General features: G+C 54.7%; 16 protein-coding genes. 7 read left to right on the top strand and 9 right to left on the bottom strand.

What is annotated here, in order from left to right; all coding sequences use genetic code 11:
* Both ABJF76_RS14060 and ABJF76_RS14055 read left to right on the top strand, forming a co-directional pair.
* A partial coding sequence (locus ABJF76_RS14060) for a 4Fe-4S binding protein (protein ID WP_413822595.1) occupies positions 1 to 1,277 on the top strand: 1,277 nt, incomplete at its 5' end.
* Positions 1,274 to 2,149: an FAD:protein FMN transferase gene (locus tag ABJF76_RS14055; RefSeq protein WP_413820056.1), complete on the top strand. Its 876-nt coding sequence runs from the start codon at positions 1,274 to 1,276 to the stop codon at positions 2,147 to 2,149. The genes ABJF76_RS14060 and ABJF76_RS14055, both read left to right, overlap by 4 nt.
* Positions 2,150 to 2,208: 59 nt before the next feature.
* Here ABJF76_RS14055 and ABJF76_RS14050 read toward each other — a convergent pair whose 3' ends face one another.
* The 6 genes from ABJF76_RS14050 to pedF form a co-directional block, all read right to left on the bottom strand.
* The gene (locus tag ABJF76_RS14050; RefSeq protein WP_413820055.1) at positions 2,209 to 2,988 is read right to left on the bottom strand and encodes an FAD binding domain-containing protein; all 780 of its coding nucleotides are present in this window, start codon (positions 2,986 to 2,988) and stop codon (positions 2,209 to 2,211) included.
* Between the two features lie 13 nt (positions 2,989 to 3,001).
* The gene (locus ABJF76_RS14045) at positions 3,002 to 5,368 is read right to left on the bottom strand and encodes a xanthine dehydrogenase family protein molybdopterin-binding subunit (protein WP_413820054.1); all 2,367 of its coding nucleotides are present in this window, start codon (positions 5,366 to 5,368) and stop codon (positions 3,002 to 3,004) included.
* A gap of 22 nt (positions 5,369 to 5,390) precedes the next feature.
* The gene (locus ABJF76_RS14040) at positions 5,391 to 5,876 is read right to left on the bottom strand and encodes a (2Fe-2S)-binding protein (RefSeq protein WP_413820053.1); all 486 of its coding nucleotides are present in this window, start codon (positions 5,874 to 5,876) and stop codon (positions 5,391 to 5,393) included.
* A gap of 47 nt (positions 5,877 to 5,923) precedes the next feature.
* Complete coding sequence (locus ABJF76_RS14035) at positions 5,924 to 6,433, bottom strand: CoxG family protein (RefSeq protein WP_413820052.1); 510 nt, start codon at positions 6,431 to 6,433, stop codon at positions 5,924 to 5,926.
* Between the two features lie 100 nt (positions 6,434 to 6,533).
* Positions 6,534 to 7,436: a transporter substrate-binding domain-containing protein gene (locus tag ABJF76_RS14030; protein ID WP_413820051.1), complete on the bottom strand. Its 903-nt coding sequence runs from the start codon at positions 7,434 to 7,436 to the stop codon at positions 6,534 to 6,536.
* A gap of 15 nt (positions 7,437 to 7,451) precedes the next feature.
* Positions 7,452 to 8,150 (bottom strand): cytochrome c-550 PedF, encoded by a 699-nt coding sequence (pedF, locus tag ABJF76_RS14025; RefSeq protein ID WP_413820050.1) that lies wholly within the window; start codon positions 8,148 to 8,150, stop codon positions 7,452 to 7,454.
* A gap of 144 nt (positions 8,151 to 8,294) precedes the next feature.
* On the opposite strand from pedF, the gene ABJF76_RS14020 reads away from it, so the two are divergent.
* Genes ABJF76_RS14020 through ABJF76_RS14000 form a run of 5 tightly spaced genes read left to right on the top strand, consistent with a single transcriptional unit; the run spans position 8,295 to position 12,398 of the window.
* On the top strand, positions 8,295 to 9,470 hold the full coding sequence (locus tag ABJF76_RS14020; protein ID WP_413820049.1) for an ABC transporter substrate-binding protein: 1,176 nt from the start codon (positions 8,295 to 8,297) through the stop codon (positions 9,468 to 9,470).
* Complete coding sequence (locus ABJF76_RS14015) at positions 9,467 to 10,435, top strand: YVTN family beta-propeller repeat protein (RefSeq protein ID WP_413820048.1); 969 nt, start codon at positions 9,467 to 9,469, stop codon at positions 10,433 to 10,435. Before ABJF76_RS14020 ends, ABJF76_RS14015 begins: the two co-directional genes overlap by 4 nt.
* A gap of 12 nt (positions 10,436 to 10,447) precedes the next feature.
* Positions 10,448 to 10,897: a hypothetical protein gene (locus tag ABJF76_RS14010; protein ID WP_413820047.1), complete on the top strand. Its 450-nt coding sequence runs from the start codon at positions 10,448 to 10,450 to the stop codon at positions 10,895 to 10,897.
* Positions 10,894 to 11,610, top strand: coding sequence for an ABC transporter ATP-binding protein (locus ABJF76_RS14005; RefSeq protein ID WP_413820046.1), 717 nt, complete (start codon positions 10,894 to 10,896; stop codon positions 11,608 to 11,610). The genes ABJF76_RS14010 and ABJF76_RS14005 overlap by 4 nt, the downstream gene beginning before the upstream one ends.
* A complete protein-coding gene (locus ABJF76_RS14000) occupies positions 11,607 to 12,398 on the top strand; it encodes an ABC transporter permease (RefSeq protein ID WP_413820045.1) in 792 nt (263 codons plus the stop codon). Before ABJF76_RS14005 ends, ABJF76_RS14000 begins: the two co-directional genes overlap by 4 nt.
* Here ABJF76_RS14000 and ABJF76_RS13995 read toward each other — a convergent pair.
* The 3 genes from ABJF76_RS13995 to ABJF76_RS13985 are packed head-to-tail and all read right to left on the bottom strand — an operon-like array spanning position 12,395 to position 14,556.
* The gene (locus tag ABJF76_RS13995; RefSeq protein ID WP_413820044.1) at positions 12,395 to 13,021 is read right to left on the bottom strand and encodes an ABC transporter ATP-binding protein; all 627 of its coding nucleotides are present in this window, start codon (positions 13,019 to 13,021) and stop codon (positions 12,395 to 12,397) included. The two genes, ABJF76_RS14000 and ABJF76_RS13995, sit on opposite strands and share 4 nt — an antisense overlap.
* Before the next feature lie 21 nt (positions 13,022 to 13,042).
* Entirely contained in the window at positions 13,043 to 14,011 is a 969-nt protein-coding gene (locus ABJF76_RS13990) for an ABC transporter substrate-binding protein (RefSeq protein WP_413820043.1), read from the bottom strand.
* A gap of 5 nt (positions 14,012 to 14,016) precedes the next feature.
* Positions 14,017 to 14,556, bottom strand: coding sequence for a hypothetical protein (locus ABJF76_RS13985; protein WP_413820042.1), 540 nt, complete (start codon positions 14,554 to 14,556; stop codon positions 14,017 to 14,019).
* Between the last annotated feature and the right edge of the window lie 30 nt (positions 14,557 to 14,586).

Below are 14,586 nucleotides of genomic sequence, written 5' to 3'. Positions count from 1 at the left end.
TCATGACGATCTCCACCACCGATGAGCCCGTCCTTCTTATTGAAACAGCGCGGCATGGGCTGGTGACAGAAGAGTTTGTTCGCAACACCTCGCCCGACTTGATCAGCGCAGAACAAGGTGGTTTTCCAATCGCGTTTCGCGACTCGGATCTCTTTGTCGAACTCAGTGACGCGGTGCCAGAGGCTTTGCATGATGGGGCTTCGATGATCCTTCGCACCGACCGACGCCTTGGTTTTGACCCGGCGGCGGAATGGATATTGCGGATCAAAGCATTGCGGGAACACGGCTCCTTTAGGCCCGAAATTGGCTCTGCGACCCTAGAAGTGACGCATACGACACCGGAAAGGTTCTTTTCCAGAGTTGAGCCAGTTAAACCGACCCCACCTTGGCTGGATGCCTTGCGGAATCGACAGGGTGATCTCATCTTGCTAAGCGTGTTTCTGGTCGGGTTGGTGGCGCTGCTTGGGCTTGGGCTGAACCGCCTTGCAGCACATCGATATTTCACCCCTATCCGCCTTGTTATCTTGGCGTTTATGACCGCCTTCATTGGTTGGTTGGGGCAAGGCCAGCTGTCTATTGCGACCCCATTGGCAGTGGCGCGCACGGCGCTCGATGGCGGGTCTTATGTCTTCCTGCTTTATGATCCGTTTTCGCTGGTTATTTGGGGCGTCACAATCGTTGGTTTTGTTCTGTGGGGACGCGGGCTGTTTTGCGGATGGCTGTGCCCATTTGGCGCGCTACAGGAATTCGCTCACCATATTGGCCGCCTATTGCGCCTGCCTCAGATTGAACCATCTGCCGCGTGGGATGATCGGCTGAAATGGCTGAAATATATCACCCTTGCGGCCATGGTCTTGCTGTTGTTCACAGCCCCTGCCCGCTTGGATAAGGCGATTGAAGTGGAGCCTTTCAAGACTGCAATCACCACCTTCTTTATCCGCGAATGGTATTACGTGGCCTACGCCGTGGGGTTGTTGTTGCTCTCGATGGTATTGTTCAAAGGGTTCTGCCGCTATGTCTGCCCCTTGGGCGCTGTCATGGCGATTGGTGGGCTGCTGCGCGGGCGCAAATGGATTGAACGGCGACAAGAATGCGGATCCCCTTGCCAATTGTGCAAAGTAAAATGCAGCTACGGTGCGATCAAGAAGACAGGGGAAATTCAGTATTCAGAATGTTTCCAGTGCCTCGATTGCGTGACAATCCACGATAGTGAGGCGCAGTGTGTGCCTTTGATCTTGGCTGCCAAGGGGCGCAAACTAAGGATGGCAGCCGAATGACGCTTTCACGCCGCCGGTTTTTAAGCATTGCTGCCGCCGCAAGCGCGCTATCAGGCTCTGCGCAGGCCGAAACCTGGCAAGGCCACGCTTTTGGCGCGGAGGTGTCGATCACCATCAGAGGCGAGCAGGCACAAGCACAACAGGTATTGGCAGAGGCCCGCAAAGTGCTGCGCGACATTGAAGCACTGTTCAGTCTGTTTGATACCAACTCGGCCCTTTCGCATCTCAACCGAGACGGCGTTTTAAATGCACCCGACCTCGACTTTCTGACGGTTATGCGCGCGTCAGATCGGGCTTATCACTTGACGGATGGCTTGTTTGATCCCAGCGTTCAGCGACTATGGCAGGTTCTTGCGCGGGGACATAATCCGGCGGAGTACTTTGACACAATCGGCTGGGACCGCGTTCAATTTGATGCGCGTCAGGTGACGTTGGGGGTTGGTCAGGCGCTGACATTCAATGGAATTGCACAGGGCTATGCCACTGATCAGGTCAGCGAAGTTCTGATCGCGCATGGGTTCTCAGATGTGTTGGTGAATATCGGTGAACATCGTGGCATTGGGGGGGCATGGCGATTGGGTGTGCAGGACCCTGAGCATGGGCTTCTCGGCATGCGGACGCTGCACAATGGCGCCATCGCAACCTCTAGCCCACACGCCACGCCGATGGGTCACGACGGGCATATCATTCAAAGGAATGCGCGCCCACGCTGGTCTACCGTTTCGGTAGAGGCCCCAAGTGCGACACTGGCCGATAGCCTTTCCACAGCTATGGTGTTGGCGCCCCGTGAACAAATCCACAAGATCAAGCAGGACAGCGATGTGACACGTGTCACATTGGTGGACTTTGACGGCAATCTGATCACGCTCTGAGCGGACAACGAAAAAGGCCCCGCGCATTGCGCGAGGCCTTTCTCAGGTCTTCGATTCAATCAAGACGCAGCTGTCACAGCCCGGCCTGTCATAACTTTAACCAGATGGGCGCGGTATTCAGGTGAGCCATGCAGATCAGAAATCATATTGTCTGCAGGTACGCTCAGCCCTTCAATCGCCGAGGGTGAGAAATCTGCTGACAAGGCTTCTTCTGCCGCGCTCCAGCGATGCACCCCCTCGTTGGAGGCTCCGGTGACCGCGACCCGTACGCCGTCGGCGAATTTGGCGACAAACACCCCCACAAGAGCAAAGCGGGAGGCGGGTTGTACAAACTTCTGATAGTTTGCCTTTTCCGGGATCGGGAACTTAACGGCTGTCACGATCTCTCCGTCTTCCAGGGCTGTTTCGAACATCCCTTGAAAGAAATCATCTGCCGCAATCTCACGCGTGTTGGTCACAATTGTGGCGCCAGACCCTAGTGCCGCCGCAGGATAGCACGCGGCGGGGTCATTGTTGGCGATCGATCCGCCAATTGTGCCCCGGCTGCGCACTGCCGGGTCTCCGATGTGGCTGGCTAGTTCGGACAGCGCACTAAAGGTGCCATCCGCCGCAACATCCGCATGCACTGTCGCGCCACCGATCCGCAGATCGCGCCCTTCCAGACCGATCCCTTGCATTTCGGAAACGCCGGACAACGATACCAGCTTATCAGGGTTCGCCAATCGCGCCTTTAGGGTGGGGATCAGCGTTTGACCTCCGCCCAAAGCTTGATTGTCGCCCCCCAACGCCGCCGCAGCCTCTGCCACGGTTGTTGGACGCTCTATGTCAAATGCGTACATGTGCTTTCTCCTTTCAAGCGTTGTTCATGGCTGACCACACGCGATGTGGGGTCACTGGCATATCAATGTGGGTCACGTCATGTCCACCTGACTGCATGGCGTCGATGACTGCATTGATCACAGTTGGGGGGGATCCAATGGCCCCCGCCTCGCCGCAGCCTTTCACGCCCAATGGGTTGTGCGTACAAGGGTTCCCCTGAGAATGATCGACCGTGTAGAACGGCAGATCGTCCGCACGCGGCATGGTGTAATCCATGTATGACGCGCTCAGCAGTTGGCCGTTTTCATCGTAGGTCGTGTTTTCCAACAACGCTTGACCGATACCCTGGCCCAAACCGCCATGAACCTGACCCGTGACAATCATCGGATTGATCACATTGCCAAAGTCATCGACCGCAGCAAACCGTTCAACCGTTACCTTACCAGTGTCAGGGTCTAGTTCCACTTCACAACAGTAAGCTCCCGAAGGGTAAGTAAAGTTCGCCGGGTCATAAAACGCGGTTTCCTCAAGGCCCGGCTCAATGTCTTCTAGCGGGAATTCATGTGGGATATAGGCCTTGAGCGCCACCTCACCAAAGGTGACGGATTTGTCCGTACCCGCAACTGAGAACACCCCATCTTTCAGCTCGATATCACCGTCAGAGGCTTCCAACATATGGCCTGCGATTTTCTTGGCCTTGTTGATGATCTTTTCTGTGGCACGCACCACAGCAGAACCACACACCGCCAGAGAACGTGATCCGTAAGTCCCCATCCCAAACGGGATCTTTGAGGTGTCGCCGTGCACGATATCAATAATCGACGCATCAATGCCCAGCATTTCCGCAACCACTTGCGGGAACGCCGTTTCATGGCCCTGACCATGGCTGTGTGCCCCCACCATGACTGACAGGTTGCCAGTCGCATTTACGCGCACTGTTGCCGCATCATAAAGCCCGACACGAGAGCCCAGCACACCGACAAGGTTTGACGGTGCAATGCCGCAGGCCTCAATATAAGCATTCACGCCAAAACCGCGCAGCTTGCCGTTTGCTTCAGAGGCTTTGCGACGGGCTGCAAAGCCCTTCATGTCCGCAACTTCTTCCATTTTGTCCATCAGCGCGTCGTAGTTGCCGCTGTCGTACTCAAGCCCCGCCGCAGAGGCGAACGGATATTGATCAGGCTTTACAAAGTTCTGACGACGAAGTGCGATGGGGTCCATGCCCAACTCGCGCGCGGCTTTGTCGATGACCCGCTCAAGCGAATAGGTCGCCTCTGGCCGCCCAGCTCCGCGATAGGCATCAACCGGTGCGGTGTTGGTGAAGACAGCCTTCACATTCACATAGACCAGCGGCACCGTGTAGTTCCCTGCCATCAACGTGCCGTGCAAGAAGGTCGGTGTCGCTGTCGAAAAGTTGGAAAGATACGCACCAACATTCGCCATGGTTTCGGTGCGGAAGGCAAGAAAGTTGCCTGCCTCATCCAGCGCCAATTCAATCTTGGTCACGTGGTCTCGGCCATGCGCATCTGTCAAAAACGCCTCAGTCCGGTCGGCTGTCCATTTCACGGGACGGTTCAACCGCTTGGCGGCTGCCAAGACCAATGCCTCTTCGCCGTAGTGATAGATTTTAGAGCCGAAACCACCGCCCACGTCAGGTGCGATCACAGTCAGTTTGTTTTCTGGAATGCCCAGTACAAAAGCTGAAATCAAAAGCCGCGTCAGGTGTGGGTTCTGCGAGGTCGTATGCAAAACGTATTCGTCTCTGGCCTGATTGTATTCGGCCATGGAACACCGTGGTTCCATCGCGTTGGGCACCAGACGGTTGTTCACCAATTCAAGTGTTGTGACATGGTGTGCGCCCTTGATGGCTGCATCGGTGGCCGCGCGGTTGTCTTCAATCCATCCCCAATCGAAACACTGGTTTGTGCCAATCTCGTCGTGCACATAATTGGACCCGGCCAGCGCGTCTTTCATATTCACAACAGCAGGCAATTCTTCGATGTCAGCCTCGATGGCCTCAACAGCATTGCGGGCCTGCTCAGTTGTTTCAGCAATCACGGCAGCATAGGCATCACCAACGTGGCGGACTTTGCCATGCGCCAGCACGGGGCGCTTTGGTTCATGCATGGGCGTGCCATCACGCGAGTTGATCAGCCAACCAGCGGGGTTTCCGCCAACTTCAACAAAATCTTCCCCGGTGAAAATCGCCAGAACGCCGGGCATGGCCGCCGCTGCTGTGGTGTCGATGCTTTTGATCACACCATTGGCGACGGTTGAACGGGCGAAGACCGCCGCTGCCTGACCGAACGTTTTGATGTCATCGCAATATTGACCGGTGCCGGTAAGAAAACGGGCATCCTCGCGGCGCACTGTTGCAGCGCCAATTCCATCTTTGGGCATAATCTATCCTCCCTCTATGTTCTTATTCGGCAGCGATTGTGCTGACGTCTTGACCGGATGCCGCCATGATCGCTTTGACGATGTTGTGGTATCCAGTGCAGCGGCAAATATTTCCCTCTAGATATGTGCGCACTTCAGCCACTGTTGGCTTTGGGTTTTCTTTCAGCAGGGCTGCGGTTGTCATAACCATGCCGGGCGTACAGAACCCGCATTGCAACCCGTGATGATCCTGAAATGCTTGTTGGATGACGTTTAGGGAACCATCCGCATTTGCCTGACCTTCAATCGTGGAGACTTCTGCCCCCTCCGCCTCTGCTGCGAACATGGTGCAAGCTTTGACAGGGCGACCGTCGACATGGACGACGCAAGCCCCGCATTGGCTCGTGTCACAGCCGACATGAGTGCCCGTCATACGCAAATCTTCGCGCAGAAATTCCACAAGCAGAGTTTGGTCCTCGACATCCCCTGAAACGGATGTGCCGTTAATGGTCATTGAAACCTTTGTCATCAAAATCCTCCCTTTGGATTGTCACAGTATTTTGGCAAAGCGCTGGGTTATCCAACCAACGACTTGAGCCAAGATTTTTTCTTTTCGTTTGTTGCTTCATCAGAGCCATCGGGCGCGGGCGTGCCGACTGTCTGGGAAAAATTCTCAAAGAACTGGCCTGCCATCTTCTTGGCAAACCCGTCGATGATGCGGCTGCCAAGCTGTGCCAGCTTGCCACCCACTTTTGCATCTACATTGTAATGCAGGATTGTTGTGTCTCCGGCAGCTTCAAGGCGCACATCGGCGCCTCCCTTGGCGAACCCGGCCGCACCCCCTTTGCCCTCGCCAGAGATTGTGAGGGTTTCTGGCTCAACCATGTCGCTGATGGTCACGGCACCTTTGAAGGTCGCTTTGACGGGGCCAACTTTTTGGACCACCGTCGCCTCAAACCCCTCGCTGGGAGAACCCACCATTTCAGTGCATCCCGGCACGCATGCCTTAAGGACCTCTGCATCCAGCAGCCCTGTCCAGACAGTTGCAACATCAGCATCTATTGTGCAGCTATCGCTCAATTTCATGAAAGTCCCCTTTGGTCGTCGCCTGTCACGATAACGAAGAGGAGACCTGCACTGCCATTGGACTAAGTGTGTAAGACCAAAGTCTATGGTCCGTCAGTTTTTAACGTTCTGGAGCCTGCAAGCTAAGACCATAACGCCCATAAATAGAGGCGATCCGACCATCCTGAAGGGCGAAGTTAATGGCGTCATCTACCGCATAAGACAGCGGGCGATAGCTGAAGTTTACAGCAACACCCAAAGTCCACTTGCTAACCGCAAACCCCGCCAAAGGGGGTTGATGCACTGCAACGCTCTCATCCAATCCAAATTCCAACTGGCCAAGTGGCCCCATTGTGGCTTTGACTTCGCCTGTCCGCAGCGCGTTCATCGCTTTGGTCATATCGGAGAACCGCTGCACTTTGCCCGCTAGCTGACCACCAGCAAAAGAAGATAGGTAAAAATCAGAGATTGAATCGTTTTCCACAGACACCGCATCAAAGCGGAAATAAGCTGGCACCGGCTTTTCTTCTGGATAGCTTTCCTTGTCGTACGCGATAGCGATCGATTCAGCTGCATATTGCCCAGTGAACACAACCTGTTCCACGCGGCACTTAAACGCGCTGTCGTAAGGTACTCGCATCATCACATTTGAAATGCGCCCGCCAATCAACGCGCCTTTCCAGATGTTATTGCGCAAGTCGGCGTCCAGATTTTCACCCGCTGACACAAAGTTGAATCGCGCTTCTACGCCAAGATCTTCCGCAATAATCTGTGCGATTTCGATGTCAACACCGCGTGGTTTGCCCGCCTCTTCCCAACTGTAGGGCGGGTAATCCTCGTAGACCGCGAACAGCATGTGACCCTGATCCTGGATCGTATCCATGTCCTGACCAACGATGTCGCGCCCGACATTTTGCGGCTTTGGTTGTGGAACGTGATCAGCGCAGGGATCGGCCGCATAGGCAGGGCCTGCAAGCCCTAGCACGATGACCAGTTGCAAAGTGATATTTGATATGCGCCGCACCTTCGCCCCCTGCTTTTACTGTGTCGCTGACAACCCAATTGTCAGCGTTTCAGCCGCAGTTTTGTATCCCGCGGGTGTTCCGTCAATCTGTTTTGCCGCGCGATAGGCGACTGAATCAGCAACCGGCGCCCCTGAAAGTGTCTCGATACCGCTAGCAATCTCGCTGAGCCGTGATTTCAGCGCATCGGGGTCCGCGCCATCGGCACCATCTGCATAACCTGCAAGCTGGTCGCGCAAACCTTTTAATTCGTCCGACACCTCTTCCATAGCATCGCTATCAGGACGGGTCTCAATATAAGTGCGAATGGCCCAAGCGGCCTCTTGGCCCAACAGTTCCCCAAAGGCGGGCATCTTGGTTGTGCCGTTTTGTGTGTACCCAAAGCGGTAACGTTCCGTATACCACTCATCGCCGTACTCTTCGGCCTCAAGGAACCGCAAATCAGGGGCTAGCCCACCGGACACCACTTCCAATCCATGGCAACGCGCACAGTTCTGGTTATAACCAGAGGCACCAATTTCGATCGCCTTTTGCCACACATCTTGCCCTGCTGGGTCAACCCGGTAAGGGTTTTCAGTCAACCACTCCTCGCCGACTTCAGGCAGGCCAGCGGTATCGACCGGCTGCGGGTTCACGTCGCCATGGGCATGAACAATCAGACTGGAGGTCAAAACCAAGCCGATCGCAAAAAATACTCTTTTTCGATTTTTTCCCATGGCCAAACTCCTATCCACGATCTGTACAGTTGCACTTGTAGGACAACGTATCAAGGCAACGGTATTGGACTTTGGTTGTGGTCCGCCTGTCCTTAGACGAAAGTATTATTCGACGTGATGAGGTGGCCTTGGTACCGTGGACGGATGAAGCTAAATTCGATCTTTGGTGGCTTGTGCCTGGTTGTCCTTTGGATGCTTAGCCAGCCTGCACAGGCTGACACTGAGTTGTCCGTAGGCTACCTGAAAGTCGAGGTGCCGCGCCCCGCGACGCTGTCAAATTTAGATGAGGTGCCTGAAAATCTAGGTTTGGCCGGGGTTGAAACGGGGTTGCAGGACAATCTGACAACGGGCAAGTTTCTAAAACAGACATACACGCTGAATACCAACATTGTTGTTTCTGAAGATGACCCAGTTGCGACAGCGAAAAAGATGCTCGCGCAATCGCCCTATCTCATACTTGATGCACCGGCGGACGTGTTGCTGCAGATCGCCGATCTGACTGAGGCGCAGGATGCTTTGATCTTTAATGCAACCGCCGCTGACGTTGCGTTGCGCGATAAGGACTGTCGTGCAAATGTTCTGCACAGCCAGCCTTCTTATGCCATGCGCACAGACGCCTTGGCGCAGCTTTTGGTTAAAAAACGCTGGTCCGATTTGGTGATGATTGAAGGCACTTACCCAAAGGACGCCGCCTATGCAGCGGCGTTGCGCAGATCGCTCACCAAATATGGGCTAAAACTGTCTGACAGCAAAATTTGGGATGCAAATGCGGACATGCGCCGCACCGCGTCACAGGAAATTCCATTGTTTACGCAGGACTTTGGAGATTATGACGCTTTGCTGCTGGCCGACGAGGTACAGGATTTCGGGCGCTTCGTGCTGTATAACACATGGCATGCCCGCCCTGTTGTGGGGTCAGAGGGGCTGTCCGCGCTCACGTGGTCGCCCGTGATCGAACAGTGGGGAGCCGCGCAGCTGCAAAACCGTTTTCGCGATGAGCATGCGCGCAGCATGCGCAGTGCAGACTACGCTGCTTGGGCCGCGATGCGCACTTTGGGAGAGGCCGTAACGCGCACCAACAAAACAGACGTGGCGACCTTGCGTGCGTATATCCTGTCTGACGCCTTTGAACTTGCCGGGTTCAAAGGGCGCCCCCTGACCTATCGCATGTGGAACGGTCAGTTGCGCCAGCCCATCGCACTTGCCCATCCTCGCGCTTTGGTTGCTCAAGCACCGCTGGAAGGGTTTCTCCACCAGACCAACGAAATGGACAGCCTTGGGCTGGATCACCCCGAAAGCACCTGTGAGGCCTTTCAATGACACGTTTTTCAACTTTTACCTCGGTTTTGGCCCTTATTGCGGGCCCTGCAATGTCCGATGAAATTTGGGTCACCAATGAACGGGATGACACCGTATCCGTGATCGACACTGACACGCTGGAAGTGATCAAAACCTACGAGACAGGCGAACGCCCGCGCGGCATCACGTTTTCCAAAGATTTCTCCCGGCTATTCATCTGTGCCTCTGACAGTGATGCGGTGCAGGTTATGGACCCGAACACCGGCGAAATCCTGCATGATCTGCCTTCGGGCGAAGATCCCGAACAGTTCGTGCTGCACCCGGATGACATCCATCTTTATATCGCCAATGAAGACGATGCGATCACCACTGTGGTCAACACTCAGACCCGCAAGGTTGTGGCGCAAATCGATGTGGGCGTGGAACCCGAAGGCATGGCCGTGTCCCCCGATGGTAAAATCGCCATTACCACCTCTGAGACAACAAACATGGCCCATTGGATCGATACTACTACGCAGGAATTGTTCGCGAACACGCTGGTCGACAGCCGCCCGCGCCATGCAGAGTTTGCTAAAGGCGGTTCCCAGATGTGGGTCAGTTCAGAAATTGGCGGCACTTTGACCATTTTTGACACGGCCACCCAGACGGAGCAGGCCAAAATCAACTTTGAAATACAGGGTGTACACCCGGATAGAGTTCAACCCGTGGGCTTTGAATTCACCAATGGGGATACCCACGCGTTTGTCGCCCTAGGGCCGTCCAACCACATCGCCGTCGTGAACGCGGAAACCTATGAAGTCGAAGACTACATCCTCGTTGGCCGTCGCGTCTGGCACATGGCGTTTAACGACGACAAGTCCCAACTTTTCACCACCAACGGAGTATCTGGGGATGTCACGGTTATTGACGTGGCCTCGCGCAAAGCGCTCAAATCCATCAAAGTCGGGCGCTTCCCTTGGGGTGCCGCGTTCCGTCCCACCAACTGATCGAGGTTTTTTATGTCGACACTTTTGAAATCCGCAGCGCTGATCGCCGTTTTGTCTGTTGCAGGCACCGCTTGGGCAGATGACGACGACAAAGGCTTTGGCGCTGCTGGCGTATTGTCGGGCAAAAACAAAGAAGATCTGTCGCCCATCACCCTGTCTGCGGGCGAACCTATTGCCAGTGGGCCCTGGGTGCTGAAGTCAGGTGCCTATTATGAGTTTGAGATCATTGGTGATGGGTCTCAAGAATTGGCTCTGGTTGGCCCCGAATTCTTCCGCGCCATTTGGATTGACGAAATCGTAGTGGAAGGTCTTGAAATCCGGCCCTTAGGGCTCGACTCGGTTGAATTTGATGAGGCGGGCGAGATGGAGATCGGCTTTCTCGCCATCAAACCGGGGCGCTATTACATGAAAATCCCCGGCTCAACAGGTGAAACCCAGCGTATCGAAATCACCATCGAATGAGCGGCCTTAGGGTCCACGATCTTAGCTTTTCTTACGGGTCAAAACAGGCCCTGGAAAATGTCAGCTTTGATGTGGAACCCGGACAATTCTGTGCGCTGCTTGGCCCCAATGGCGCGGGTAAATCCACGTTGTTCGCCTTGCTGACGCGGTTGCTTAACACCGATGCCGGATCAATCGAAATTGCCAGCCATGATCTGGCCCAAGATCCCCGCGCCGCACTGGCCAAGCTGGGAATTGTATTCCAGCAAACCACACTTGATCTGGATCTGAGCGTGCGCCAAAATCTCGGTTACTTTGCTGCGCTCCATGGGTTGGCTGGGCGTGACGCCAGTAAACGAATTGATGCGGCTCTCGATAGGCTCGACATGCTGGAACGCGCAGATGAAAAGGCGCGTGCCCTAAATGGTGGCCATCGCCGCCGCGCAGAAATTGCCCGTGCGTTGATCCATGAACCTTCAGTTTTGCTGCTAGATGAACCCACCGTTGGGCTGGATGCGGCGGCCCGCGCCGCGATTACGGATCATGTGCATCAACTCAGCGCGGAAGGCACCACTGTATTATGGGCCACGCATTTGACGGATGAAGTACGCCCCGATGACACCTTGGTGATCCTGCATCAGGCCCGAGTACTGGCTACCGGAACAATGCAGAGCATTTGCAAGGATGCCCCGTTGCAAGACGCCTTCCTATCGCTCACGGCAGTCCCTGCATGAGCCCTTATCTGACCTCTCTGATCGCAATCGTGAAACGCGAAGCCTTGCGGTTTATCCATCAACGTGAACGTTTCATTGCGGCACTTGTGCGCCCGCTGGTCTGGCTGCTGGTTTTTGCCGCGGGTTTCCGGGCGGCCTTGGGCCTTAGCATCATTCCGCCCTATCAGACCTATATCACCTATGAGACATACATCGTGCCGGGCCTGTGCGGGATGATCATGCTGTTTAACGGGATGCAATCCTCGCTCAGCCTTGTTTACGATCGTGAAATGGGATCGATGAAGTTGCTGCTGACCAGTCCCCTGCCCCGCTGGTGGTTGTTGTTTTGCAAACTGATGGGGTCGACTGCGATCTCGATTCTGCAGGTCTATGCCTTTCTGGCCATTGCGGCAGTATTTGACATTAAAATGCCTTTGATGGGCTATGTCGCAGCGCTGCCGGCGTTGATTGTGGTTGGAATGATGTTAGGCGCTTTGGGCCTGTTGCTGTCGAGCTTTATCAAACAGTTGGAGAACTTTGCAGGTGTGATGAACTTTGTCATCTTCCCGATGTTTTTTCTGTCCTCGGCGCTTTATCCGCTGTGGAAAATGGCTGAAAGCAGCGAACTGCTTTATACAATCTGCGCATTCAATCCCTTTACGCACGCGGTGGAATTGATCCGCTTTGCGCTTTACGTAAACTTCAATGGCACAGCCCTGTTCTGGGCAGTGTCAGCCAGCGGTGTGTTCACCTTCGGCGCGCTGTGGGGTTATAACCCGGCCCGTACAGGGGTAGGCAAAAAGCACTAAGGCGCGCCATTGTTGGGGTGATCATCTGTGATCTGTGCTGGACTGCCCGAAAGAGTGATGATCCGGTCAGACAGGCGCTTTGCCTCTGCTGCGACATGGGTCACCAAAATGGTCGCCACACCGTGGCGGTGTTGAAGCCGCTGAAACAGCGCGATCATATCTTCTACCAAATTCGGGTCGAGCGACACAAAAGGTTCATCCATCAACAACAGATCCGGTTTGATCGCAAAGGCGCGTGCAAGTGACAAACGCCGTTGTTGGCCCAAGGACAATTGTTGCGGAAAGTCGTGTTCCCGTCCGGCCAGTCCGACATCGTCTAACGCTTGTCGCGCTGTTTGCGCGGTGATGCCCGTTGGGATGCACAAATTTTCTAGAACCGAGCACCATGGCAAAAGCGTCGGTTCTTGAAACACCATGCCCACGCGCCCCTGCACATCGCATCGGCCTGCGTGACGGGTTTCGAGCCCGGCAATGATGCGCAGCAATGTGGTTTTGCCAACGCCTGAGGGGCCTAGTAACGCAACCGTCTGGGAAGGCATCACATGCAGGTTGATTTGCCCAAGAACCTGTGTGCCGCCAAGGTTCAGTCGCTCAATTTGCAGGTCCAGAACCGGTGTTCGCACTGTGCAGGCTTTCTTCAGTGTTTAATTCCCACTTGAGTAGAATGTACCGCTTGGCAATTCCGTCGCCTTCCCCAAGAGCTTTTCACCGCCAAGCTTTATCATCAGTTCCAGCATATTACCCGCTGCAGTTTCGTCGATGGGCTGATCTGCCGGAATGCCTGCGCGAAATCCAGCCTTGAGAGCGTCAAACTGGGCGTCCGTCTGTGCATTCATCCGAGGGCGCAACCGGTCCCACTCTGTGTCGTCACTGGCCAACATTGTTTTGGCCGCTCGTGAAGCTGCCGCGAACCCTTTGATCGCATCCGGATTGTCGCGCAGCATCTCGCCCTTGACTACATAACCCAGCAAAGGTGTCTCAGAGTCCAACCCTAACGCCTTTGCCGCGTCAGCGATATCGACAAGTTTGCGCATGCCAGAGGCTTCCATCTTTGCGGTGAAATGCCAAAAGTTGATGGCCGCGTCCACGTCACCTGACAAAGCGGATTTAAAGATCAAAGGCGGCGCGCCGTAAACCTGCTCTGTCTCCCGTGCCAGATCAAAGCCGACAGATTGTTCAGCATAGGCACGCAGGATCAGCCAGCTTTTGTCCAAAGGTCCGCCTGCAATCCCGATCTTGCTGCCTTTGAGATCCGCAAGACTTTGTGCGGTATTGCCCTTGGCGACAAGCACGCCCCCGACAGCCTTTGAATACGGGATGAACACGTAATCTTTGCCGGCCGCTCGTTGCCGCGCAACCCAAAGCCAATCGGATACGATGATATCCGCCTCGCCACCCTGAAACGCAATCTTGGTAGCGGACCCCCCCGCCATGCCTTGCACCTGTAACGATACCCCGTTGGCAGCATCCAACTTGTTGTGCTTGATCGTATCAAGCTCCCAATTGACTGTTCCGAACTTGAGCACGGCCACCCGCAAAGTTGGCGTGTCTGCCCAGACGGGTGACATCAACGATACGGACAGAATGAAGGAAAAGAGTATTCTAGAAATCATGAGTTTTATTCCGTCGATGGGTTCTGTTCAATTACGAGCCGGGGCAGCCAATGGCTGTCTGGATCGCTGGGATGTAGGTCTTTTTCCGAAAGTGGCCTGAGTTCTCCGGCGGATGGTGGTGCAGACAGCGTGTCCATGTCCATCTCATGCAATTTGCCTGTCCATTGCCCGTTCTCTTCTGACAACTTGTAATAGACGCCATTCCACATGTTGATGCCGTACTCACCCGCGCCCTTCCAGACGAACAAAAAATCATACTCCAAGTCAGTCAAATCGCTGCTGACATTACGCTTGATTTCATAAGGATAGGGAACATGGCACCAGTGTTTGCCGGGCCCCTCCAAACACTTGAACGGACGCATAGATAAGAAATGATCCGAGAAAGGGTCCTCGGCCATGCTCACCTGATATGAACCATCCGCCTCAAGCTGCAACTCTGCGACTTTGATCCGCGCACCATCTATATCCTCAACATAAACAGAACGCGTCTCAGCGGATGCTGTGTTCGCAAGTAATAAGCAAAACAGGGCAAATACGTGTTTCATGTGTTTCTCCCATGAAAACTGTATCTTCCT

This window comes from Tateyamaria sp., assembly GCF_039940735.1.
Taxonomy (GTDB): domain Bacteria; phylum Pseudomonadota; class Alphaproteobacteria; order Rhodobacterales; family Rhodobacteraceae; genus Tateyamaria.
This window is presented reverse-complemented; position numbering and strand designations above follow the sequence as displayed.

What these genes read in the sequence shown, in the direction of transcription:
- ABJF76_RS14055 (WP_413820056.1), top strand. Translation starts at nt 1,274, where the DNA reads ATGACGCTTTCACGCCGCCGGTTTTTAAGCATTGCTGCCGCCGCAAGC.
- ABJF76_RS14050 (WP_413820055.1), bottom strand. Translation starts at nt 2,988, where the DNA reads ATGTACGCATTTGACATAGAGCGTCCAACAACCGTGGCAGAGGCTGCG.
- ABJF76_RS14045 (WP_413820054.1), bottom strand. Translation starts at nt 5,368, where the DNA reads ATGCCCAAAGATGGAATTGGCGCTGCAACAGTGCGCCGCGAGGATGCC.
- ABJF76_RS14040 (WP_413820053.1), bottom strand. Translation starts at nt 5,876, where the DNA reads ATGACAAAGGTTTCAATGACCATTAACGGCACATCCGTTTCAGGGGAT.
- ABJF76_RS14035 (WP_413820052.1), bottom strand. Translation starts at nt 6,433, where the DNA reads ATGAAATTGAGCGATAGCTGCACAATAGATGCTGATGTTGCAACTGTC.
- pedF (WP_413820050.1), bottom strand. Translation starts at nt 8,150, where the DNA reads ATGGGAAAAAATCGAAAAAGAGTATTTTTTGCGATCGGCTTGGTTTTG.
- ABJF76_RS14020 (WP_413820049.1), top strand. Translation starts at nt 8,295, where the DNA reads ATGAAGCTAAATTCGATCTTTGGTGGCTTGTGCCTGGTTGTCCTTTGG.
- ABJF76_RS14015 (WP_413820048.1), top strand. Translation starts at nt 9,467, where the DNA reads ATGACACGTTTTTCAACTTTTACCTCGGTTTTGGCCCTTATTGCGGGC.
- ABJF76_RS14010 (WP_413820047.1), top strand. Translation starts at nt 10,448, where the DNA reads ATGTCGACACTTTTGAAATCCGCAGCGCTGATCGCCGTTTTGTCTGTT.
- ABJF76_RS14005 (WP_413820046.1), top strand. Translation starts at nt 10,894, where the DNA reads ATGAGCGGCCTTAGGGTCCACGATCTTAGCTTTTCTTACGGGTCAAAA.
- ABJF76_RS14000 (WP_413820045.1), top strand. Translation starts at nt 11,607, where the DNA reads ATGAGCCCTTATCTGACCTCTCTGATCGCAATCGTGAAACGCGAAGCC.
- ABJF76_RS13990 (WP_413820043.1), bottom strand. Translation starts at nt 14,011, where the DNA reads ATGATTTCTAGAATACTCTTTTCCTTCATTCTGTCCGTATCGTTGATG.
- ABJF76_RS13985 (WP_413820042.1), bottom strand. Translation starts at nt 14,556, where the DNA reads ATGAAACACGTATTTGCCCTGTTTTGCTTATTACTTGCGAACACAGCA.